20 protein-coding genes and 1 tRNA gene are annotated in these 21,482 nt (G+C 55.1%); 14 read left to right on the top strand and 7 right to left on the bottom strand.

The window, feature by feature from the left end; all coding sequences use genetic code 11:
- Window positions 1-19: 19 nt before the first annotated feature.
- From dapB to mepA, 4 genes are all read right to left on the bottom strand, one after another.
- Complete coding sequence (dapB, locus tag BJF95_RS09385; RefSeq protein ID WP_075639368.1) at window positions 20-832, bottom strand: 4-hydroxy-tetrahydrodipicolinate reductase; 813 nt, start codon at window positions 830-832, stop codon at window positions 20-22.
- 74 nt (window positions 833-906) lie between these two features.
- Window positions 907-1,929: a glucokinase gene (locus BJF95_RS09380; RefSeq protein ID WP_075639367.1), complete on the bottom strand. Its 1,023-nt coding sequence runs from the start codon at window positions 1,927-1,929 to the stop codon at window positions 907-909.
- A 38-nt stretch (window positions 1,930-1,967) separates the two neighbouring features.
- On the bottom strand, window positions 1,968-2,348 hold the full coding sequence (locus BJF95_RS09375; protein WP_075639178.1) for a methylglyoxal synthase: 381 nt from the start codon (window positions 2,346-2,348) through the stop codon (window positions 1,968-1,970).
- Window positions 2,349-2,423: 75 nt separating this feature from the next.
- A complete protein-coding gene (gene mepA, locus BJF95_RS09370) occupies window positions 2,424-3,404 on the bottom strand; it encodes a penicillin-insensitive murein endopeptidase (protein WP_245297287.1) in 981 nt (326 codons plus the stop codon).
- Window positions 3,405-3,763: 359 nt separating this feature from the next.
- On the opposite strand from mepA, the gene BJF95_RS09365 reads away from it, so the two are divergent.
- The 6 genes from BJF95_RS09365 to pncB all read left to right on the top strand — a co-directional run bounded on the left by BJF95_RS09365 (window position 3,764) and on the right by pncB (window position 12,008).
- Window positions 3,764-5,608 (top strand): extracellular solute-binding protein, encoded by a 1,845-nt coding sequence (locus BJF95_RS09365; protein ID WP_075639176.1) that lies wholly within the window; start codon window positions 3,764-3,766, stop codon window positions 5,606-5,608.
- Between the two features lie 119 nt (window positions 5,609-5,727).
- Window positions 5,728-6,816 (top strand): microcin C ABC transporter permease YejB, encoded by a 1,089-nt coding sequence (locus BJF95_RS09360; protein ID WP_075639175.1) that lies wholly within the window; start codon window positions 5,728-5,730, stop codon window positions 6,814-6,816.
- A complete protein-coding gene (locus BJF95_RS09355) occupies window positions 6,816-7,952 on the top strand; it encodes an ABC transporter permease (RefSeq protein ID WP_075639174.1) in 1,137 nt (378 codons plus the stop codon). The genes BJF95_RS09360 and BJF95_RS09355 overlap by 1 nt, the downstream gene beginning before the upstream one ends.
- Complete coding sequence (locus BJF95_RS09350) at window positions 7,949-9,577, top strand: ABC transporter ATP-binding protein (protein WP_075639173.1); 1,629 nt, start codon at window positions 7,949-7,951, stop codon at window positions 9,575-9,577. Before BJF95_RS09355 ends, BJF95_RS09350 begins: the two co-directional genes overlap by 4 nt.
- Window positions 9,578-9,602: 25 nt before the next feature.
- Window positions 9,603-10,565: a 2-hydroxyacid dehydrogenase gene (locus tag BJF95_RS09345; protein WP_075639172.1), complete on the top strand. Its 963-nt coding sequence runs from the start codon at window positions 9,603-9,605 to the stop codon at window positions 10,563-10,565.
- 138 nt (window positions 10,566-10,703) lie between these two features.
- On the top strand, window positions 10,704-12,008 hold the full coding sequence (pncB, locus tag BJF95_RS09340; protein ID WP_075639171.1) for a nicotinate phosphoribosyltransferase: 1,305 nt from the start codon (window positions 10,704-10,706) through the stop codon (window positions 12,006-12,008).
- Here the strand turns inward: pncB and BJF95_RS09335 are convergent.
- The 3 genes from BJF95_RS09335 to BJF95_RS09325 all read right to left on the bottom strand — a co-directional run bounded on the left by BJF95_RS09335 (window position 11,998) and on the right by BJF95_RS09325 (window position 14,060).
- On the bottom strand, window positions 11,998-12,507 hold the full coding sequence (locus tag BJF95_RS09335) for a hypothetical protein (protein WP_175577231.1): 510 nt from the start codon (window positions 12,505-12,507) through the stop codon (window positions 11,998-12,000). The two genes, pncB and BJF95_RS09335, sit on opposite strands and share 11 nt — an antisense overlap.
- Window positions 12,508-12,621: 114 nt before the next feature.
- A complete protein-coding gene (locus BJF95_RS09330) occupies window positions 12,622-13,629 on the bottom strand; it encodes an SRPBCC family protein (RefSeq protein WP_075639170.1) in 1,008 nt (335 codons plus the stop codon).
- Between the two features lie 341 nt (window positions 13,630-13,970).
- Window positions 13,971-14,060: transfer RNA gene (locus BJF95_RS09325), tRNA-Ser, on the bottom strand.
- A gap of 201 nt (window positions 14,061-14,261) precedes the next feature.
- On the opposite strand from BJF95_RS09325, the gene BJF95_RS09320 reads away from it, so the two are divergent.
- The 8 genes from BJF95_RS09320 to BJF95_RS09285 all read left to right on the top strand — a co-directional run bounded on the left by BJF95_RS09320 (window position 14,262) and on the right by BJF95_RS09285 (window position 21,438).
- Entirely contained in the window at window positions 14,262-14,579 is a 318-nt protein-coding gene (locus BJF95_RS09320; RefSeq protein WP_075639365.1) for a hypothetical protein, read from the top strand.
- Between the two features lie 20 nt (window positions 14,580-14,599).
- Window positions 14,600-15,250, top strand: a complete 651-nt coding sequence (msrA, locus tag BJF95_RS09315; RefSeq protein ID WP_075639169.1) for a peptide-methionine (S)-S-oxide reductase MsrA — start codon at window positions 14,600-14,602, stop codon at window positions 15,248-15,250.
- A 228-nt stretch (window positions 15,251-15,478) separates the two neighbouring features.
- Entirely contained in the window at window positions 15,479-16,471 is a 993-nt protein-coding gene (locus BJF95_RS09310) for a BMP family lipoprotein (RefSeq protein WP_075639168.1), read from the top strand.
- Between the two features lie 169 nt (window positions 16,472-16,640).
- Window positions 16,641-18,152: an ABC transporter ATP-binding protein gene (locus tag BJF95_RS09305; RefSeq protein ID WP_075639167.1), complete on the top strand. Its 1,512-nt coding sequence runs from the start codon at window positions 16,641-16,643 to the stop codon at window positions 18,150-18,152.
- Between the two features lie 7 nt (window positions 18,153-18,159).
- Entirely contained in the window at window positions 18,160-19,257 is a 1,098-nt protein-coding gene (locus BJF95_RS09300) for an ABC transporter permease (protein WP_075639364.1), read from the top strand.
- Between the two features lie 13 nt (window positions 19,258-19,270).
- Entirely contained in the window at window positions 19,271-20,242 is a 972-nt protein-coding gene (locus tag BJF95_RS09295; protein WP_075639166.1) for an ABC transporter permease, read from the top strand.
- A 12-nt stretch (window positions 20,243-20,254) separates the two neighbouring features.
- Window positions 20,255-20,647, top strand: coding sequence for a cytidine deaminase (locus BJF95_RS09290; protein WP_075639363.1), 393 nt, complete (start codon window positions 20,255-20,257; stop codon window positions 20,645-20,647).
- On the top strand, window positions 20,644-21,438 hold the full coding sequence (locus tag BJF95_RS09285; RefSeq protein WP_075639165.1) for a purine-nucleoside phosphorylase: 795 nt from the start codon (window positions 20,644-20,646) through the stop codon (window positions 21,436-21,438). The genes BJF95_RS09290 and BJF95_RS09285 overlap by 4 nt, the downstream gene beginning before the upstream one ends.
- Window positions 21,439-21,482: the final 44 nt, after the last annotated feature.

Below are 21,482 nucleotides of genomic sequence, written 5' to 3'. Positions count from 1 at the left end.
CGACAAATCCTCTCAGATATCAGTTAGTATGAGCCAGCCCGAGCACATCGAGCATGGAATAGAGACCGGGGTTTTTATCCCGCGCCCAAAGGGCAGCCTTCACAGCACCCCTTGCAAATATAGAACGATCACCTGCGCTGTGCGACAGCGTCACAATCTCGCCTTCGCCAGCCAGCATCACCGAGTGCTCGCCGATCACTGAGCCGCCGCGCAAGGTGGCAAAGCCAATCGAGCCAGCCTCGCGGGGACCAGTAAAACCGTCGCGCACTTTCACAGCCTTGTCTTTCAAATCAATGCCTCGGCCTGAAGCGGCGGCTTCACCCAGCAACAAAGCGGTGCCAGATGGTGCATCGACCTTGTGCTTGTGATGCATTTCCAGCACTTCAATATCCCAGCCAGCCGCATCCAGTGCTTTTGCCGCCTGCTGCACCAAAACCGACAGCAGATTGACGCCGAGGCTCATATTGCCCGATTTGACCAAACGTGCGTGGCGCGCGGCGGCGTCAAACTTGACCTGATCGGCCTCCGAGCAGCCGGTGGTGCCAATCACATGCACAATGCGGGCCTGAGCGGCCAGTGCGGCAAATTCAACAGAGGCTTCGGGCCGGGTAAAATCAATCACGCCATCCGCATGCACAAAAGCTGCGAGCGCATCATCGGTGACGGCAACACCCAGCGGACCAAGCCCTGCCAATTCACCAGCATCTTTACCAAGAGCGCTTGAGCCAGCCCGCTCAACCGCGGCATGCAGCACAGCCCCGTCTGTCTCAGTGATAATGCGGATCAGGGCTTGCCCCATCCGGCCACTTGCGCCCACCACCACCAATTTCATCGGCCCTGTGCCAACCGCATTTGCCATTGTCGTTGTCTCCACGTCTTTTACAGCATCTGGATGCGTGTTTTTCTTCAGCGTGTCCAGCGCCGCCCTTCGTGCCGAACGCCAAATTTTTCGGGTGTGCGGGCGTAAGCGGCAAGGCCGAACAGCGCGGCTTGCGGATGCGTGACCACAAAGGTCGGTATGGATTTCATCATGGCTGTGTGCGGCGCTTTATCTTCAAACGCCGCCCGGAAAACCGGATTTTTCAACAAGGATGCAATTTTCTGCGAAATACCGCCAGACAAGAACACACCGCCGCGCGCCATGAACACCAGCGCCATATCCCCCGCCAAGCGACCCAGATAGGTCACAAACAGCACCATGGTTTCCACGGCCACCGGATCGCTGTCGTTCAACGCATGGGTCGTCACCTCAGCGGGGTCTGTCCACTTTGGCTCAATGCCGTCGGCGGCACAAATGGCATTGTAGAGGTGGATGATGCCACGGCCACACAGGATTTGTTCGCCGGAAATGCGACCTTCAATCCTGTCAATATGCGGAAAGATCTCAAAGTCGCGTGCGCTGCGCGGACCAAGATCCACATGGCCGCCTTCACCGGGAACCGGAAACCACTTGTGCTGGGTATAGAGCAGGCCGCCAACACCAAGACCGGTGCCGGGTCCAAGAATAACCCGCGAACCCACCGTCGCTTCGGTGATCTCACCCACGGCCAGATGGTCATCAAGCGGCAAGGCTGCTGCGGCCAGCGCCTGCGCCTCGAAATCATTGACAACCAGCACGTCATCAAAGCCGAGATCGGAGATCATTGCCTTTGGGCGAATAACCCAGGGGCAATTGGTCAGCGGAATTTCATCGCCCTTGATGGGGCCCGCAACCGCCAGAATGGCCGAGCGCGGTTTGATTTCGCTTTGGTCCAGAACGCGCTCTTGAAGCGCCTGATCAATGGTTGGAAAATCGGCTGTTTGGATATTGGTGAATTCTTTTGGCTTCGCATCCGCATCGGACAAAATCCAGAACCGGGCATTGGTGCCACCAATGTCACCAACCAGAACCGGAAAGGGGAGGTGGTCATTTTCAACAGGATGAGGCATCGACAAATCCATCTTTCGCCGCGCTGGCGTATGTATCGTTAACGGGCAATCGCTGGCAACAGCACTTCTGCTGTCGCCCGGTTCAGCGCCATGGGCGTATCATACAGGATCGCCAGCCGCATCAATGCCTTCACATCAACGTCATGAGGCATGGGCGTCAAGGGATCAACAAAAAATACCAAAAGTGCCACTTCTTCTTGCGCAATCATCGCCCCGATCTGCTGATCGCCGCCCAGCGGGCCGCTTTTCATGCGGGTGATATTGAGCTTGGGACAGGCGTCTTGCACCTGACCGCCGGTGGTGCCGGTGGCGACAATCTGCCATGGTTGAAGAGCATCCTGATGATGACGGGCAAAATCCGCCATCTGCTCTTTCATCTTGTCATGGGCAATCAGCGCAATTTTCCGTCGCTCAACCATGGCTCCCCTCCCAAAATTTCAATCGATTTGATTCCTCTTATATCAAGGTTCAGGCCGATGAAAACCCTCATGCTCTCAAGGTTTCGGTAAGCCTACATCTTCTGAGGGAAGGTTCGGATCGTCCGGTGCGCTGGCTGAGGCTTTCACCGGCACTGCCCCCGGATTGGTATAGGCACCTGGCCCGCCATAGGTTGCCTGTTTTTCTGAGGAAACGGCAGGTGCGTTGAGAATGGCGCTACATGCCTTTGGCAAATCAGACACCATCACCGGGCGCGGCTTTGGTGCCGGTTTTGCATTGGGATCTTTCTTTTTTGGCTCCCATGGTTCTTTGGTAAACCACCAGGCCAGGGATTGGTCGCAGCCATCACCCTTGCCGGTTGCGGCCTGTGGCTTGCAATCACTCGCCCCCGGTGGGCAGAACAGCCGGATATGGAAATGGGCATCATGGCCATACATGGGGCGCAGCTTGCCCATATTGGTACGATCGCCGGTCCAGGTGTCGCACATCTTCTTTTTGATGGCCGGATTGACGAAAATCCGCTGCACCTGCGGATAGCTGGCCGCCAGCATCAGCAGTTTGGCGTGGGCTGGCGTCCATGTCTGCGGGTTGATGGTCAGGAACTTGTCCTTCATGATCATCGAGGTAAAGGGCAGATCTTCGCGCTGTTGCGCGGTGAGGCGCTTGGACGGCATGGGCGTCAGCCAGATATCGGCATCCATGCCGATCTGGTGCGATGCATGGCCGCTGGCCATTGGCCCTCCGCGCGGTTGGGCAATATCGCCCACCAGCAGGCCGGGCCAGCCGATTTTGGTGGCATCTTTTGAGAGTTGCTCAAGGAATGCAATGGTGCGCGGATTGCCCCAGCGCCGATTGCGCGACAGGCGCATGGCCTGCCATGTCGGCCCATCGGTGGGCAGGGCCACAGCACCGCTCATGCAGCCCTTGGCGTAAAACCCTTCAGGCGATGCCGGGCCGGCCGTGGGCAGGGTTACGGCCCCGAAAGCTTGCTTGGCGGGTTGATCAGCAAACGCTTCGCCAAGGCTTGCCGTCGCCATGAGGATGGCAAGGCCGATCATGGACGCGCGGATAGATGCGGAATGTTTCACCAAAAGTCACCTCGGGTTGGCAATCATGCGTGATTCTCTTGCCCGTAAACCTACTGCATAATTCCATAAATCGGAATCGATTTAAGGAGAAAATTATGCAGCAGTTTTAAAGTGTTACAGCGCCGTGCGCCATAGAGGGCGCGTAAAGCGTCGCGATAACCCTGAATGCTTGCGGCATAATTTTCCCTGGACCGATTGAGGTTCAAGGAGAAAAGCATGCTGCCGTGACAACCGCCTGTCTTTCGCCCCGATTTGTCGTAGAGTAACGGACAAATCAGGTGTTCACTGTTGAAATGCGGGGGTAATTTATGGCTGTCATGCGTCTTGGTGCGGGGTTTCTTGCGCTGCTCTTGAGTGTTTTTGTCAGCCCTGTGACGGCGCAGGAACTGCAATGGCGGCACGCGATTGGCATTATTGAAGCCCCGAAATACCCGCAGGGCTTTGCGCATTTCAACTATGTCAATGTGAATGCGCCGAAAGCGGGGGAGCTGAAGCTTTCCGCCGAAGGCACATATGACAGCTTTAATCCGGTGGTTGGTAAAGGGCAATTGGCGGCGGGCCTAGTGCCCCGCCTGTCTTTGGTCACGGAAACACTGTTGAAGCCGTCCATGGATGAGGATGGAACCTCTTATGGCCTGCTTGCCGAAGCGGTTGCCTATCCGGATGATTATTCGTTCGCCAAATTCCGGCTCCGCCCTGATGCCAAATGGGCAGATGGCCAGCCCGTGACGCCGGAAGATGTGGTGTTCAGCTTCGAGAAGTTCAAAGAGCTGAACCCCATGTATACTAGTTATTACAGCCATGTGCTCAAAGCCGAAAAGACCGGCGAGCGCGAGGTGACATTTACTTTCGACCAGAAAGGCAACAAGGAACTGCCCGCGATTGTCGGCGAGATTGACATTGTGCCCAAGCATTGGTGGGAAGCAAATGGACCGGATGGAAAGCCCCGCGACATTGCCAAAACCACGCTGGAACCCATCATGGGGTCCGGGCCTTATCGCATTGCTGCGTTTTCGCCGGGTGCATCGGTACGCTATGAATTGCGGGATGATTATTGGGGCAAAAACCTCAATGTGAACATTGGCTATAACAACTTCAAAACGGTGAATTACACCTATTTCAACGATGACAATGTTGAGTTCGAAGCCTTTCGAGCGGGCAATATTGATTATTGGTATGAAACCAAGGCAGCCCATTGGGCCACGGCCTTTGATTTTCCAGGCGTCAAGGATGGCCATGTCATTCGCGAGGAATTGCCAAACCCATTCCGCACCACCGGCATCATGCAGGCCATGGTGCCAAATATGCGGCGGCCAATCTTCAAGGACGAGCGGGTGCGCAAAGCGCTGTCCTACGCCTTTGATTTTGAAGAGCTGAACCGGACCGTGTTTTACAACAGTTACAAGCGGGTCAACAGCTTTTTCTGGGGCACTGAGCTTGCCTCATCCGGCCTGCCCAAAGACAAGGAACTGGCAATTCTCGAAGGTTTGAAAGACGAGGTGCCGAAGGAGGTGTTCACTCAACCGTTTGAGAATCCGGTTGGCGGAACGCCCGAAAAGCAGCGCGATAATCTACGCAAGGCGGTGGGTCTGCTGAAACAGGCAGGGTATGACCTGCGCGGCAATAAAATGGTCAATGTTGCAACGGGCGAGCCACTCAAATTCGAGATCCTGCTGCCCAATCCAACCTTGGAGGTTGTTGCGGTTCCCTATGCCAATAGCTTGCGCAAAATTGGCATTGAGGCGAGTATCCGCACTGTTGATTCCTCACAATATATCAATCGCTTGCGCAGCTTTGACTATGACATGACCTGGACCGTTTGGGCCCAGACCCGTAATCCCGGCAATGAGCAGCGTCAGTACTGGGGATCAACGTCTGTCAATAAGGAAGGGTCTCGCAATTATGCAGGCATTGCCGATCCGGCTATCGACAAACTGATCGATATGGTAATCTTTGCCAAAAGCCGGGATGATCTGGTGGCATCCACACGGGCGCTCGATCGGGTGCTGTTGGCCCATCACTATGTGGTGCCCATGTATTATGGCAGCACGGCGCGTCTGGCGTATTGGAGCCGGCTGACCCGTCCCGCAGACCTGCCCACCTATTCCACGGGCTTTCCCGACATATGGTGGTCAAAAACCTCCCTGCAATGAGCAAAGCTTTGCAGGCGGCGCTCTAGGGTTTACCAATAGGCACACGAATCAGATGCATCAAAAAGGATCAATGGATTGGCAAAGCAGCATGGCATGGCAACATCGGGAGTGATTGACTGATGGGTGCTTATATCCTGCGGCGTCTGCTGCTGATGATTCCAACCATGGTTGGCATCATGGGCATTTCCTTTCTGGTCATCCAGTTTGCCCCCGGCGGCCCGGTGGAGCAGGTGGTGGCGCAGCTTTCGGGGCAGGGCGATAGCGCCGATCAGCGCCTGTCCGGTGGTGGCGATATTGTTGGCCAAGGGGCTGGCAACGACGGCTCCACCTATCGCGGCGCGCAAGGGCTGGACCCGGATCTGATCAAGAAGCTGGAAAAGCAGTTTGGCTTTGATAAGCCGCCACTCACCCGCTTTCTTGATATGATGTGGAATTATATCCGCTTTGATTTTGGCGAGAGTTTTTTCCGCAACGCCTCGGTGTTGTCGATTATCGCCGATAAAATGCCGGTGTCGATCTCGCTCGGCGTGTGGGTGTTGTTGCTCTCCTATGCCATTTCCATTCCGCTTGGCATTCGAAAAGCCGTCAAGGATGGCTCGACATTTGATGTCTGGACCTCTGGCGTGATTGTGGTGGGCTATGCGGTGCCGGGCTTTTTGTTTGGCATCTTGCTGATCGTGCTGTTTGCCGGTGGGTCGTTTTACAACTGGTTTCCCTTGCGCGGCCTGACCTCTGATAATTTTGCCGACTTAAGCTGGTGGCAGAAGATCCTGGATTATTTCTGGCACCTCACATTGCCGCTCACAGCCCTGTTGCTCTCGGCCTTTGCCACCACGACGCTGTTGACCAAGAATTCCTTCATTGATGAAATCAAGAAGCAATATGTGGTGACAGCGCGTGCCAAGGGCCTGTCTGAGCATCGGGTGCTATACGATCACGTGTTTCGCAATGCCATGCTGATTGTGATTGCCGGCATTCCGGGAGCCTTCGTGGCTGCCTTTTTCACGGGTTCGCTGTTGATTGAAAACATCTTTTCGCTCGATGGCCTGGGGCGGCTTGGCTATCTCTCCATCGTCAATCGCGATTATCCCATTGTGTTTGCCACGCTCTATATTTTCTCGCTGTTGGGGCTGGTGGTCGGGCTGGTGTCAGACCTGATCTACACCTGGATTGACCCCCGCATCGATTTTGACCGGAGGGATGTCTGATGACGATAACCTCTGAAACCACCATAATGCCACCGAAGAAGCCGTTTCTGTCGCCGGTTAATCTGCGCCGTTTGCAAAATTTCAAAGCCAATAAGCGTGGCTATTGGTCGTTCTGGATTTTCATGGTGCTGTTTATCCTCAGCCTGTGTGCCGAGCTGATTGCCAATGATCGCCCGATTATCGCATCCTACAAGGGCGAAATCCTGTTTCCGATTGCGGTGAACTATCCGGAAGAAAAATTCGGCGGCTTTCTGGCGGTGACGGATTATCGCTCAAGCTTTGTTGCGGATGAAATCAACGCTCATGGCTGGATGATCTGGCCGCCGATCCGCTATTCCTACCGAACGGTCAATTCCGAAATCCCGCACTCTGCCCCCACCCGGCCATTCTGGCTGATGGATAAAAAAGAACGCTGCTCGGCCTATCCCAAGGGCGTCGATGATCCCAATTGCATCATTGGCAATATGAATTGGCTTGGCACCGATGATCAGGCCCGCGATGTGGCAGCACGTATGATCTACGGTTTTCGCATCTCTGTGCTGTTTGGCCTGACGCTGACGATTTTCTCGGCCATCATTGGCGTGTCAGCTGGTGCCGTGCAGGGCTATTTCGGCGGCTGGACCGACCTGTTGATGCAGCGGTTTATCGAAATCTGGTCCTCGGTGCCGGTGCTCTATATTCTGCTGATTATCGCTTCCATTCTGCCGCCCGGCTTCTTCGTGCTGTTGGGCATTATGCTGCTGTTCTCCTGGGTGCATTTTGTTGGCATTGTTCGGGCAGAATTTTTGCGGGCGAGAAATTTCGAGTATGTGAATGCCGCCCGCGCCTTGGGCGTCGGCAACTGGACCATCATGTTCCGCCACCTGCTGCCCAATGCCATGGTGGCAACGCTGACCTTTTTGCCCTTCATTCTGTCTGGTTCCATCACCACGCTCACCTCGCTCGACTTTCTCGGCTTTGGCATGCCGCCGGGGTCGGCCTCGCTGGGGGAATTGATTGCCCAGGGCAAACGCAATTTGCAGGCCCCATGGCTGGGGCTCACGGCCTTCTTCACCATGGCGATCATGCTGTCCTTGCTGATTTTTGTCGGCGAAGCGGTGCGCGATGCCTTTGATCCGAGGAAGACATTTAAATGAGTGCGCCGCTTCTTTCCGTCAAAGACCTCTCCGTTGTTTTCCATCAAGGGGGCAAGGAAAGCCTTGCCGTCAACCATGTCAGCTTTGACATCATGCCCGGCGAAATCGTGGCACTGGTGGGCGAATCCGGCTCTGGAAAATCGGTGTCTGCCGCTTCGATTTTAAGGCTCTTGCCCTATCCCGCCGCCAGCCATCCTTCCGGCCAGATTCTGTTTGAAGGCCGTGATGTGATGGCGTTGAACGAGCGCGATCTTCGCAAAGTGCGTGGCAATGACATCACCATGATCTTTCAAGAGCCGATGACCTCGCTGAACCCGCTGCACAGCATTGAGCAGCAGATTGGCGAGATTCTGGAGCTGCATCAAACCATCATCGGCGAGGCTGCTCGGCAAAAAACGCTGGAACTGCTGCGCCAGGTCGGCATTCGCGATCCGGAAAAGCGCCTAACCGCCTATCCGCATGAACTCTCCGGCGGTCAGCGTCAGCGGGTGATGATTGCCATGGCGCTGGCCAATCGCCCGAAATTGCTGATTGCCGATGAGCCAACCACGGCGCTGGATGTGACCGTGCAGGCGCAAATTCTGGAACTTCTGGCTGGGTTGAAGGATCAACATGGCATGTCCATGCTGTTCATCACCCATGATCTTGGCATTGTGCGCAAATTTGCCGATCGTGTTTGCGTGATGACCAAGGGCGAGATTGTCGAGACCGGCCCGGTTGCCGACATTTTCGATCATCCCCAACACGCCTATACCAAAAAGCTGCTGGCCGCAGAACCCAAGGGCGAACCCCCTGTCGCTGATAGCTCCAAGCCTGTGGTGATGCAGGGGCAGGATATTCGCGTATGGTTCCCCATCAAGGCCGGGTTCTTGCGCCGGGTGGTGGATCATGTGAAAGCCGTGGATGGGGTGGATCTGACGCTGCGGGCTGGCCAAACACTTGGCGTGGTGGGTGAATCCGGCTCTGGCAAAACCACCCTTGGGCTGGCGCTGGCGCGGTTGATCTCATCGAAGGGCCGAATCAGCTTTATCGGCAACGATATCAACGGCTATTCCTTCAAAGCCATGCGCCCGTTGCGGGATCGCTTGCAGGTGGTGTTTCAAGACCCGTTCGGCTCACTCAGCCCGCGCATGTCAATCAGCGATATCATCGCCGAAGGGTTGAAAGTGCATGAGCGCGGCCTCTCGGCAAAACAGCGTGATGAGCGCGTCTGCTGGGCGCTGGAAGAGGTGGGGCTGGATGTCTCCACCCGCTGGCGTTACGCCCATGAGTTTTCCGGCGGTCAGCGTCAGCGCATTGCCATTGCCCGCGCCATGGTGCTGAAACCGCGGTTTGTCATGTTGGATGAGCCAACGTCTGCGCTGGATATGAGCGTGCAGGCGCAGGTGGTCGATCTGCTGCGCGATCTGCAGACTCGTCACGATCTGGCCTATCTGTTCATCAGCCACGACCTGAAGGTGGTAAAAGCCCTGGCCAACGACATTATTGTGATGCGCACTGGCAAAGTTGTTGAGCAAGGAACCGCAGAAGAGGTTTTCCGCGCGCCAAAACAGGACTATACCAAAGCTCTCCTCGCCGCCGCCTTTGACCTGAAGGCCATGAATATCGGTGGCATCCGCCAGTAAAACCATTTGTCTTCAAGGAATATCCATGTCTGCCAAGCCGTCCGTGGTAATTGACCTCAAGTTTTCGCGTGAAGCCATGGATCGAGCGTTGAAGGGTGCCTTTCAGGACCGAGAGGTGATTGATCTGGGCAATCCTGATCACGCGGATAAGGATATTGCGCAGGCGTCCTACGCCATTTTGTGGAAGCCCGGCCCAACCCTGTTTCAAAAAGCAACCAGCCTGCAAGTGCTGTTTTCGGGCGGCGCAGGCGTGGACCATGTGCTGACCTTGCCCGGCCTGCCAGACTTGCCCATCGTGCGCTTTGTCGATCGCAGCCTGACGGACCGGATGAGCGAATGGGTGGTGCTCAATTGTCTCTATCACCTGCGCCGCATGCCACAGTACCTTAAGCAACAGCGCGAAAAGCTCTGGCATGAAATTGCCATGCAGCCCGAAGCCCGCGAGGTTACGGTGGGTGTGATGGGCCTCGGCGTGCTGGGGCTGGATGCGGTGCGCAAATTGAAAGTCATGGGCTTCAACGTCATCGGCTGGTCGCGCCGCAAGAAAGAGATTGAGGGCGTTGAGACCTTCGATGAAGATCATATTGATGAATTTTTGGCCCGCACCGACATGCTGGTTGGCCTTCTGCCGCTGACCAATGAAACGCGTGGCCTTTTTGATAGCAGCCTGTTTGCCAAGCTGAAACAAGGTGGAGCACTTGGCAAGCCGGTGTTTCTCAATGCCGGACGCGGCGGCAGTCAGGTGGAAGTGGATGTGATCTCGGCGCTTGAAAAAGGTGTGCTGGGAGCGGCTTCGCTGGATGTGTTCGAGAAAGAGCCGCTTTTGCTGGATAGCCCGCTATGGACCATGGAAAACGTGGTGGTCACCCCGCATGCGGCCGCCGAATCCGATGTGCGGGCTTTGTTTGCTCATGTTGAGGCGCAAATCGCCCGTTATGAAGCGGGAGAACCGCTGGAGCATGTGGTGGATCGCAACGCCGGCTATTGATTCTGGATCCGTTGTCCACAATCAAGCTGGACAACAGACGCCTTTTTTTTGATAAGTTTGCTCAGGAAATGGTCATTGGATTCGGATGGCTTTGGGTAGGACGGCTCTCTTGGGCCGGGATAAGTGCAGCGAGGACAAATGGCCAAGTCAGATATTGCAAGGCGCGTGTATAATCACGCTTGGAAGCTGGATCCGATTGTCCGCAGCCTGCTGGATACGGATTTCTACAAGCTTCTGATGCTGCAGATGATCTGGAAGCTCTATCCAGATGTGAACGTATCTTTCACCCTCATCAACCGCACCACCACGGTGCGGCTGGCTGACGAGATTGACGAAGGCGAATTGCGCACCCAACTTGATCATGTGCGCACGCTCAGCCTGAGCAAAAAAGAGCTGATCTGGCTGGCTGGTAATTCTTTCTATGGCCGCACCCAGATTTTCGAGCCGGAGTTTCTGGCCTGGTTTTCCACCGTGCGCCTGCCGCCTTATGAGCTTTCCAAGCGGGATGGCCAGTATGAGCTGACCTTCCGTGGTCGCTGGCTGGAAACCACGCTGTGGGAAATCCCGGCGCTTGCGATCATCAACGAGCTACGCTCCCGCGCCGCCTTGAAGTCCTTGGGATATTTCTCGCTGGATGTGGTCTATGCCCGCGCCAAAGCCAAGATGTGGGAAAAGGTCGAGCGGCTGAAAGAACTGCCGGGTCTGCGCATTTCCGATTTCGGCACCCGCCGTCGTCATAGCTTTTTGTGGCAGCGCTGGTGTGTGGAAGCTTTGAAGGAAGGCATTGGCCCGGCTTTCACCGGCACCAGCAATGTGTTGCTGGCGATGGATTCCGACCTGGAAGCGGTGGGCACCAATGCCCATGAATTGCCGATGGTGGCGGCGGCCCTTGCCAAAAATGATCAGGAACTGGCAGACGCCCCCTATAAAGTCTTGCAGGACTGGAACAAGCTCTACAACGGCAACCTGTTGATTGTGCTGCCAGATGCCTTTGGCACGGCCGCATTCCTGCGCAATGCGCCGGACTGGGTAGCCGATTGGACCGGCTTTCGCCCCGACAGCGCACCGCCAATTGAAGGTGGCGAGAAAATCATTGCCTGGTGGGAAAAAATGGGGCGTGATCCACGCCAGAAACTGCTGATCTTCTCTGACGGTCTGGATGTGGACGCCATCGTGCAGGCCTATCGCCATTTCGAGGGCCGCGTGCGCATGAGTTTCGGCTGGGGCACCAACCTCACCAATGATTTCATGGATTGCGCGCCCCATGAGATTGCCGGGCTCAAGCCGATTTCCATCGTCTGCAAAGTCATGGAAGCCAATGGCAGGCCTGCGGTCAAGCTCTCGGATAATCCGCTGAAAGCAACGGGGGAGCCCGCCGAGGTTGAGCGCTATCTGAAATTCTTTGGCTCGGAAGACATGGTAACGCATGCCGTCAAGGTGTGAGCGACTTCGCCTCCTGCGCTTGTAGCCAAACCTTGAGGGCTTCAATCACCTTGAGGCGCAGACATGTCTTGCGGGCCATGGCGCGCAGCAGGGAGCGATCATTGGCCCCAAAGCCCATATCCTGCATGACCTCTGCGGGTGTTATGCCGCGTGCCGTCATAATGGCTTCCATGCGCTGAATTGTCTGAGGCAGCAGATAGCGGCCATTGGCAATTGGAGCCTCTGGTAGGGGTGAAGGCTTGGTTTGTGGTGGCAGATCCGTCTCTCCCTCCGCAGTCAGCCAGTTGACAAACTCCTGCCGTTCTTTCGGAGTGGCTTTTTTCCAGGAGTTTTTCAGCTTTTGCACGCGGGTTCGCTCTGGCCGTATGCCGGTAATTTTCAGCGCAGAGCGCACTGAGGCAATTCTGCCAGCTACAAAATCACTATAGGTGCCGGGAAACTGTAATCGAAGGCGCTCAAGATCTGCGGCTTTTTTCGCTTTTTCTTTTTTGGACATCATCACCCGATCAGCTTGCCGGTCAGCACGTTTGACGATGCTTTATCCGCAATGGTCACCGTTCGCCATGCAAAAGCGCCCACGCTGAGAACGAATACGGCATTTTCGCACGCCACGTTAACCGGCGGCAAGGTGTGATGAGGCGCGTTGGGCGGCCTCTGATCTGTTCTTGATCACATCGAGCACGACACTATGGAAGTCTTTGAAAAAGATGCTGCCCCACCAGTCACAATAGACATTGATTGGGGTTCGAATTCGGTAGCGGCTTGTGAGCGTAAGCTGGGTATTGCCATTGGCGAGTGGCGTGAGATGGTAGTCGCCATTGGTAAGCTTGAGGTAGTGACTATCGACGTTAATATGACCTTCAATGGCAGCAGGGATGGAATCCGGTGAAAATCGAAAATCCCAAGAAAGAAAGCGATTGGTTTCCCAGCCAGTGATCACTTCTTCAAAGCGGATGTTTTTGCTCCATTTCAGGTGGCGCACGGCGTGAATGCCCTCGCCCGTCAGCACGGCATCTTGCGGCTGCGGTACGCCGAGCACGCCATGGCTGAAGGTGAATTGCAACTCGCTCGGATCGATATTGCGAATCTCGACTGTATTTCGCCACACGATATCAGCAGGTGCCGCGATTTCGATAACAGTCGTCACCTCAGCATTGTGATCGGGATAGATCAGGTGAGGCTCAATCGGCAGTCCGATGAAGGGAAGGAGGATAACCAAGGTGGCGCGTTTGGGAGAGCGGAATTTGCGAATGATGGCCAGCGTGAGCAATGATCCCAAACTCGATCCCGAGATAAAGAGTGGCAGGCCCATAACGACACAAATGATACTCTCTTTAAAAAAGATCACGGTCAAGACGAGACCAATGCCCACAACGAGCCAGCCGAGCTTAACCTGCCGCCAACGAGTGCTTTCTCCTCTTGGATCATCAATACTTGTGGCAAGGCTTGCGATCGCTATCGGCATCAAGACGAGCCCACCGATGAAGAGCATCGCCTTATTGTCCTCGGCACCGGAACTCGCCCAAAACAAACCATAAAGCAAAAGCGCATAAATCAACGCGACAATGACGGCAATGGAAAGACGTTCACCAAAAGACGGGCGGACGGGTCTCTGTTTCATTGCATTCACGGCGCTGTGCTCCAGGGTGTGCGTGTCACTGTCGTGGTCAGGAGAACGATTACCACGGACGAACAAGCGGTCGTCAATCTTTTACGATCGAATATTGTGCCACTCAATCGGCAAAGCCTACCCTTGCGGCGTGGAAATCTCTGTGATTTCGGCCTTTACGTCTCAAAGCAAAAGTTGCCTGGAAAATGCTAAGCCGCATACCAAACTCATACTTGATATAGGTGAGGGAAGGAGAGTGACATCGTGAATATCACGTTTAAAGCTCTGCGATCGAGCTCGCACGTTGTGTAAAGCACACGTCTCTTTAAGTCGTAAGTTCTTGTTGAAAAGAATGGCGGACAGGGAGGGATTCGAACCCTCGGTACGCTTTCACGCACACACGCGTTCCAGGCGTGCGCCTTAAACCACTCGGCCACCTGTCCGTCTTTTGAAGAGCGATGCTGCAAAGCAGCTTGGCTGTTCGGGGCGGACATATATCAAGGATTCTCGCGCGATCAACCCATATTTGACAGTTTTTCGACATTCATACCGAAAACTTTTATCAACATGCCACGAGTTTGGTTGGGAAGGCGGGTTTGATCCTGTAGAACAAGGGAAAATTGACGCGTGAGGAAATTGCTATGATCCGGTTTTTATGTCGTTTTTTCAGTTTTATCGCGCTGGTTCTGGCTGTGGGCGCAGGTGTGACGGATTCCATCGAATCGGTTGCCTCTTCCGCTGTGGTCACAACATCCTTTGAATCTCTCTGGGGCGATGTCGATGCGTCAGGTCTTGCTCTGGTGAAACAGTGGGTCGCTACCCATATAGGAGGCTGGGCGCTGCAGTGGATGCAAAGCGCTCTTTTACAGCAGCCTGCGTTTGCAATCTTTCTGGGCCTTGCCCTTGTGCTGTGGATGGCTGGATACAAACGGCCGTCGCCCGAGGGACGATTTGCAGCCTGAGCCTTGATAGGAGATCGAGCATGTTTTTGAATGCGATGTTCAATAAGAAAACTGTCATGCCAACGGCTGAAGCTGCCTTGCCCGGACGGCAGACGCCTATTGTCGGGCCGATCACGCATTTTGTTTCTGGCAGGCCCCTGCACGGACCCTATCCAGACGGCTTCAAGACTGTTTACTTTGGCATGGGATGCTTTTGGGGTGCTGAAAGGCTTTTGTGGAACACGCCCGGTGTTTGGGTGACCGCTGCGGGCTATCAAGGTGGTTTTACACCCAATCCGACCTATGAAGAGACCTGCACCGGACAAACCGGCCACACGGAAGTGGTCAAGGTTGTGTATGATCCAGCGGAAGTATCGCTTGAAGGTTTGCTGAAGATTTTCTTCGAGGCGCATGATCCCACGCAAGGAATGCGTCAGGGCAATGATGTCGGCAGCACCTATCGATCTGCCATTTACACCGAAGGCGATTCCGATCTGGCAATAGCGCGCAAGGCAAAAGATGCGTTTCAGGCGGCCCTGAAGGGGGCGGGGCATCATGACGATATAACCACGGAAATCACGCCTGCGGCCCCGTTTTACTATGCTGAAGAGTATCATCAGCAGTATCTGGCCAAAAACCCGCGGGGCTATTGCGGCTTGCGTGGCACCGGTGTGTCGTGCCCGATCGGCTAAAAAAGCAGCAGGTAAGTTGATCTTTGTCTGGAATTTGTACGTTTTCCCGGCAAAATCGACTTTCATCCACTGATATTTACCAGTTGAAAAAAATCTGGTGAATTTTTTCAAAAGGCATGCAAGGATGGAAGCCAGCCAAACCTTAGAGGGGGCGGGCGCGCTTATCCTATGCCAGAGCAAAGGGGTGGAGCGGGCCTATAAGATCAATAGTAACATCAGGGCTGCACAATGAAGAAATCCCTTATCACGTTGTTTGCCATGGCCGCTATGTCGGCATCAGCTCTTGCTGCCGATATCAAGCCAGCGCTTGTGTATGGCACGGGCGGCAAATTCGACAAATCCTTCAACGAAGCAGCTTTTCATGGCGCGGAAAAGTTTGAGAAGGAAACGGGCATCAAGTTCCGCGATTTCGAACCCACCAGCGACACCCAGGGCGAGCAGGCCATTCGCAATTTTGCTTCCAAGGGCTTTAGCCCCGTTGTGGCCGTTTCCTTCGCCTGGAGCTCGGCTATGGAAAAGGTTGCGGGCGAATTTCCAGACACAAAATTTGTGATTGTTGACTCGGTGGTGGATAAGCCCAACGTACGCTCCGTGGTTTTCAAGGAAGAAGAAGGCTCTTACCTCGTTGGTCTTCTGGCTGGCATGGCATCGAAGAGCGGCAAGGTCAGCTTTGTCGGCGGCATGGATATCCCTCTGATCCGCAAGTTTGAATGCGGCTATGAGCAGGGTGCGCGCGCCGCAAACCCCAAGATCGAAGTGTTGCAGAACATGGTTGGCACCACCGGTGCTGCCTGGAATGACCCTGTTCGTGGTGGTGAATTGGCTAAAAACCAGATCGACCAAGGCTCTGACGTGATTTATGCGGCAGCTGGCGCATCCGGCATGGGTGTTTTGCAAACCGCAGCCGACAGCAAGAAATTCTCGATTGGGGTCGACTCCAACCAGAACCACCTGCACCCCGGCTCTGTTTTGACCTCCATGGTCAAGCGTGTTGATCTGGCGGTTTACAACGCCTATTCCGATGCCAAGAACGGCAAGTTCACCCCTGGTCTTCAGACCTTGGGCGTGAAGGATGACGGTGTTGCCGCCGCAATGGATGACAACAACAAGGCGCTGATCACCCCTGAGATGAAAGCCGCCGTTGAAAAGGCCAAGGCCGAGATGATCGCCGGAACCTTGAAGGTTCACGATTATATGTCTGACAATTCCTGCCCGAAGTGATTTAAAATCTGGGCGCAAGCTGTTTTGCCAGCTTGCGCCCTTTTTATATCCAGAGCATGCATGCCTGTTGTCAGGGCAGGTGCCCTTGATGTGTTTGTATCTTGCGGTGTTCAGACAGGGCGGGGGTAACGCTTATCTGGTGCCGCCGTAGCATTCGGAGCCTTAGAACGTGGTTCAAGCGCCAGCGATCGAGCTGATCGGGATCGACAAGAAATTCGGTCCTGTTCACGCCAATAAAAATATCAACCTGACGGTTGCCAAGGGCTCTATCCACGGCATTATCGGTGAAAATGGTGCAGGAAAATCGACGCTGATGTCGATTCTCTATGGATTTTATCAGGCCGATAGCGGTGAGATCAAAATCAGCGGCACGCCAACGCATATCAAGGATAGCCAGGCGGCGATCTCGGCGGGCATCGGCATGGTGCATCAGCATTTCATGCTGGTGGATAATTTTACCGTGCTGGAAAACGTGATACTGGGTGCCGAAGGCGGCATGCTGATGGCCAAAGGCACGGCTGCGGCGCGCCTTTCGCTTAAACAACTTGAAACCGATTATGGTCTTGATGTTGATCCCGATGCAGTGGTGGAAGAGCTGCCGGTGGGCCGCCAGCAACGGGTGGAAATTCTCAAAGCGCTTTATCGTGGTGCGGATATTCTCATTCTGGATGAGCCGACAGGTGTTTTGACACCGGCTGAAGCCGACCATTTGTTTCGCATTCTGGGCGTGCTGCGCGATCAGGGCAAAACCGTTATTTTGATCACCCACAAACTGCGCGAAATCATGGCGATTACCGATACGGTATCTGTCATGCGCCGTGGTGAAATTGTTGCCACGCGCCGTACCAACAATACCACCGTTGAAGAGCTTGCCGAGTTGATGGTGGGGCGCCGCGTTTTGTTGCAGGTTGACAAGCAGCCCGCCAGCCCGCGCGATGTTTTGTTGTCGGTGCGCAATTTGACGGTGATGGACAGCCGTGGGGTGATCATGGTGGACAATGTGTCGTTTGAGGTGCGGGCGGGCGAGATCCTTGGCATCGCAGGGGTTGCAGGCAATGGCCAGAGCGAGTTGCTCGAAGCAATTGCTGGTATTCGCAAACCGGTTTCTGGTGATATTTTTATCGAGGGCAAACGGGTGACCGGCTATGATCCGGCCCATTTGCGCAAGCTTGGTCTTGGCCATATCCCGGAAGATCGCCACCACATGGGGCTGGTGCTGCCGTTTGAGGAAAGCCTGAATTCCATTTTGGGCTACCATCGCGATAGCCGTTACGGCAAAGGCGTGTTTCTGGATCCCAAGGCCATTCGCCAGGGCGCAGAGGCCGATATTGCCAAATATGATATTCGCCCGCCGAATCCACGGCTGAAAACCGCCAATTTCTCCGGCGGAAACCAGCAGAAAATTGTTGTGGCCCGCGAGATCGAGCGCGATCCCAAATTGTTGATTATCGGTCAGCCCACCCGTGGTGTTGATATTGGCGCGATTGAGTTTATTCATCGCCGGATTATTGAGACACGCGACGCAGGCAAGGCGCTGCTGCTGGTGTCCGTTGAACTGGACGAAATTCGCGCACTTTCCGACCGGATTCTGGTGATGTTTGCCGGTAAGGTTGTGGGTGAAAAGACGGCAGATGCCGATGAACAGACGCTGGGCCTGATGATGGCCGGCATTGCCGCTTGAGGTTTTGATGAGTACCGCTTCCATTCCATTGCCAAACTGGATCACCTACGGCCTTTTGCCGCTGATCAACCTGCTGTTGGCGTTTTTGATTTCCGGTCTTGTTGTCTGGATTATTGGCGAAAACCCGTGGGAAGCCCTGGTGTTGATGCTGCAAGGTGCCTTGGGGCGCGGCGAGGGCATTGGCTTTACGCTCTATTATGCCACCAATTTTATTTTCACCGGCCTTTCTGTGGCGGTGGCCTATCATGCGGGCCTGTTCAACATCGGCTCTGAAGGTCAGGCCTATGTGGGCGGTCTTGGGGCAGCACTCGTGGCGCTGGCACTGGATCATTATTGTCCATGGTATGTCACCATGCCCTTTGCCATCATTGGTGCGGCCTTGTTCGGTGCGGCCTGGGCGCTGATTCCGGCATGGCTGCAAGCCAAGCGCGGTAGCCATGTGGTGATCACCACCATCATGTTCAATTTCATTGGCTCGGCGCTGATGGTCTATCTGCTGGTGCATGTGCTGATTGTGCCGGGCAAGATGGCCCCGGAAACCAGAATGTTTCTGGAAGGCGGTCAATTGCCCAAGCTGGATTGGCTGATGGCGCTGTTTGGCCTTAAACTGGGGCCAGCCCCTTTCAACGTGTCTTTTCTGATTGCACTGGTGATGTGCGCCTTGGTCTGGGTGCTGATCTGGCGCACCAAGCTGGGGTATGAAATGCGCACGCTCGGTATCAGCCGCACGGCAGCGAGTTACGCCGGTATTTCCTACGTCAAGATTGTGATGATCACCATGCTGATCTCTGGCGGCTTGGCAGGCATGATGGCGCTCAACGTGGTCATGGGCTCGTCGCAGCGCTTGCAGGTGGAGTTTGTGGGTGGTGCGGGCTTTGTTGGCATTGCCGTGAGCCTGATGGGCCGCAGCCATCCGCTTGGCATCATAGTGGCGGGCATTTTGTTTGGCATTCTCTATCAGGGCGGTGCCGAACTGTCGTTTGATATGCCCAACATTACCCGTGATATGATTGTGGTGATTCAAGGTCTGGTGATTCTCTTCGCGGGCGCTTTGGAATTCATGTTCCGCCCGGCGCTGGTGCGCCTTTATCAGAAATTGTCTTGAAGGAGCGCTCGACATGGAAAATTTCGATATGTTCGTCAGCATTCTTGGCTCGACAATACGTCTGTCCATTCCGCTGATCTTTACCGCCCTTGCCGGGCTGTTTTCCGAGCGTGCCGGGATATTTGATATTGGTCTGGAAGGCAAAATGCTGGCGGGCGCTTTTGCTGCAGCTTGTGTGGCTTACCTGACCGGCTCTGCCTGGGCAGGGCTTGCCGGTGGCATTGCAGTTTCCATTGCCTTTTCGCTGATCCACGGCTTTGCCTCGATCACCAATCGCGGCAACCAGATCATATCTGGCGTGGCGCTGAATTTTGTCGCGGCGGGCCTCACGGCTGTGTTGGGGCAGGCGTGGTTTAATCAGGGCGGGCGTACACCGCAATTGCCGTTTGATGCCCGCTTTACGCCGATTACGCTGCCCGGCGTAGAATTCATGCGCAACGTGCCCATCCTTGGGCCGCTCTACACGGATGTGATTTCCGGCAACAATGCGCTGACCTATCTGGCGTTTGCAGCGGTTCCCTTGAGCTGGTGGGTGCTGTACCGCACCCGGTTTGGTCTGCGCCTGCGCGCCGTGGGTGAAAACCCCGGTGCGGTCGATACGGCAGGTATTTCGGTGGCGTGGCTGCGTTATCGGGCGGTGATTGTCGCAGGTTTCCTCTGCGGTTTCTCCGGGGCCTATCTGGCCATTGCCCAATCGGCGGCGTTTATTCGCGATATGTCGGCGGGCAAGGGCTATATTGCGTTGGCTGCGCTGATTTTTGCCAAGTGGAAGCCGGTGCCGGTGCTGTTTGCCTGCCTGTTGTTTGGTTTTCTCGATGCCATGTCCAATTTCATGCAAGGAAAATCGGTGCCGGGCATCGGTGAAGTGCCGGTGCAGATTTTCCAGGCGCTTCCCTATGTTCTCACCTGTATTCTGCTGGCTGGCTTTATTGGTGTTGCCAATGCCCCGAAGGCCGGTGGCGTGCCCTATGTGAAGGAACGATAAGATATGGTTCAAATCGCGCAAGATTTGTTTGAAGCCGCCCGAGACGCCATGCAGCACGCGCACGCGCCCTATTCCAAGTTTCCGGTTGGGGCAGCCATTCGCGCCGATGATGGCAAGATTTATACCGGTGCCAATATCGAAAACCTGTCCTTCCCGCAGGGCTGGTGCGCCGAGCCAACTGCCATTGGCTGCATGATCATGGGCGGCGGCAGACAGATTGTTGAAATTGCGGTGATTGCCGAAAAGCTGGCGCTCTGCCCTCCTTGCGGCGGCTGCCGCCAGAAAATCCGGGAATTTGCTTCCGTGGATACCAAAATCTACCTCTGCGACGCGGTGGGTGTGCAAAAAACCATGACCATGGATGAGCTTTTGCCGTTTAGTTTCCAGACGGATACACTCGGATGATTCCAGCCGTTGACCTGTTGATTGACCGTTTGAACGGGCTGTTGCCGCGCGTTGCCATTGTGCTTGGTTCGGGCCTTGGTGGGCTGGTGGATGAGGTTGAGGACGCCATCCATATTCCCTATGATGAGCTGCCGGGTTTTCCTGAGGGTGGGGTGTCTGGCCATGCCAAGCAATTGGTGGCCGGAAATTTCGCAGGCATTCCGGTGATCATGTTGGCAGGCCGCGTCCATTACTATGAAAAAGGCGATGCATCAGCCATGCGCCTGCCGCTTGAGGTGTTGGCGGCGTTGGGCGTGACCACGCTGATCCTGACCAATGCAGCCGGTTCCTTGCGCGAAGACATGCCACCCGGATCGGTGATGCAGATCACCGATCACATCAATTTTTCCGGCTTTAATCCGCTGATTGGCGAGCCAAGCGATGCGCGGTTTGTTGGCATGACGCAAGCCTATGATGCTGATTTGATGCAGGCCATGCGGCAGGCGGCAATTGATGAAGACATTGCTTTGTCATCTGGTGTCTATATGTGGTTTTCGGGACCAAGCTTTGAAACGCCTGCCGAAATTCGTATGGCGCGCACGCTGGGTGCCGATGCGGTGGGCATGTCAACGGTGCCAGAGGTGATTTTGGCGCGGTTCCTGGGCTTGAAAGTGGCTGCAGCATCGGTGATTACCAATTACGGTGCCGGCATGACCGGGGCCGAGTTGAGCCATGACGAAACCAAGGACATGGCACCCATTGGCGGTCAACGCTTGGCTGCAATATTGAAGAGAATGCTCACGCAATTCTAGGCCATTTTGGCGCTCAATTGCCTGATCAATTATTGGGAGTACAG

It is taken from the genome of Rhizobium oryziradicis, assembly GCF_001939045.1.
GTDB classification, from domain to species: Bacteria; Pseudomonadota; Alphaproteobacteria; order Rhizobiales; family Rhizobiaceae; genus Allorhizobium; species Allorhizobium oryziradicis.
This window is presented reverse-complemented; position numbering and strand designations above follow the sequence as displayed.

Bases quoted from the DNA above. Each gene is read 5' to 3' on its own strand.
- dapB (WP_075639368.1), bottom strand. From the start codon at position 832: ATGAAATTGGTGGTGGTGGGCGCAAGTGGCCGGATGGGGCAAGCCCTG.
- BJF95_RS09375 (WP_075639178.1), bottom strand. From the start codon at position 2,348: ATGGTTGAGCGACGGAAAATTGCGCTGATTGCCCATGACAAGATGAAA.
- BJF95_RS09335 (WP_175577231.1), bottom strand. From the start codon at position 12,507: ATGATGTCCAAAAAAGAAAAAGCGAAAAAAGCCGCAGATCTTGAGCGC.
- BJF95_RS09300 (WP_075639364.1), top strand. From the start codon at position 18,160: ATGAGTACCGCTTCCATTCCATTGCCAAACTGGATCACCTACGGCCTT.
- BJF95_RS09380 (WP_075639367.1), bottom strand. From the start codon at position 1,929: ATGCCTCATCCTGTTGAAAATGACCACCTCCCCTTTCCGGTTCTGGTT.
- BJF95_RS09285 (WP_075639165.1), top strand. From the start codon at position 20,644: ATGATTCCAGCCGTTGACCTGTTGATTGACCGTTTGAACGGGCTGTTG.
- BJF95_RS09310 (WP_075639168.1), top strand. From the start codon at position 15,479: ATGAAGAAATCCCTTATCACGTTGTTTGCCATGGCCGCTATGTCGGCA.
- BJF95_RS09360 (WP_075639175.1), top strand. From the start codon at position 5,728: ATGGGTGCTTATATCCTGCGGCGTCTGCTGCTGATGATTCCAACCATG.
- BJF95_RS09295 (WP_075639166.1), top strand. From the start codon at position 19,271: ATGGAAAATTTCGATATGTTCGTCAGCATTCTTGGCTCGACAATACGT.
- BJF95_RS09365 (WP_075639176.1), top strand. From the start codon at position 3,764: ATGGCTGTCATGCGTCTTGGTGCGGGGTTTCTTGCGCTGCTCTTGAGT.
- mepA (WP_245297287.1), bottom strand. From the start codon at position 3,404: ATGGCGACGGCAAGCCTTGGCGAAGCGTTTGCTGATCAACCCGCCAAG.
- msrA (WP_075639169.1), top strand. From the start codon at position 14,600: ATGTTTTTGAATGCGATGTTCAATAAGAAAACTGTCATGCCAACGGCT.
- BJF95_RS09350 (WP_075639173.1), top strand. From the start codon at position 7,949: ATGAGTGCGCCGCTTCTTTCCGTCAAAGACCTCTCCGTTGTTTTCCAT.
- BJF95_RS09345 (WP_075639172.1), top strand. From the start codon at position 9,603: ATGTCTGCCAAGCCGTCCGTGGTAATTGACCTCAAGTTTTCGCGTGAA.
- BJF95_RS09330 (WP_075639170.1), bottom strand. From the start codon at position 13,629: ATGAAACAGAGACCCGTCCGCCCGTCTTTTGGTGAACGTCTTTCCATT.
- BJF95_RS09355 (WP_075639174.1), top strand. From the start codon at position 6,816: ATGACGATAACCTCTGAAACCACCATAATGCCACCGAAGAAGCCGTTT.
- pncB (WP_075639171.1), top strand. From the start codon at position 10,704: ATGGCCAAGTCAGATATTGCAAGGCGCGTGTATAATCACGCTTGGAAG.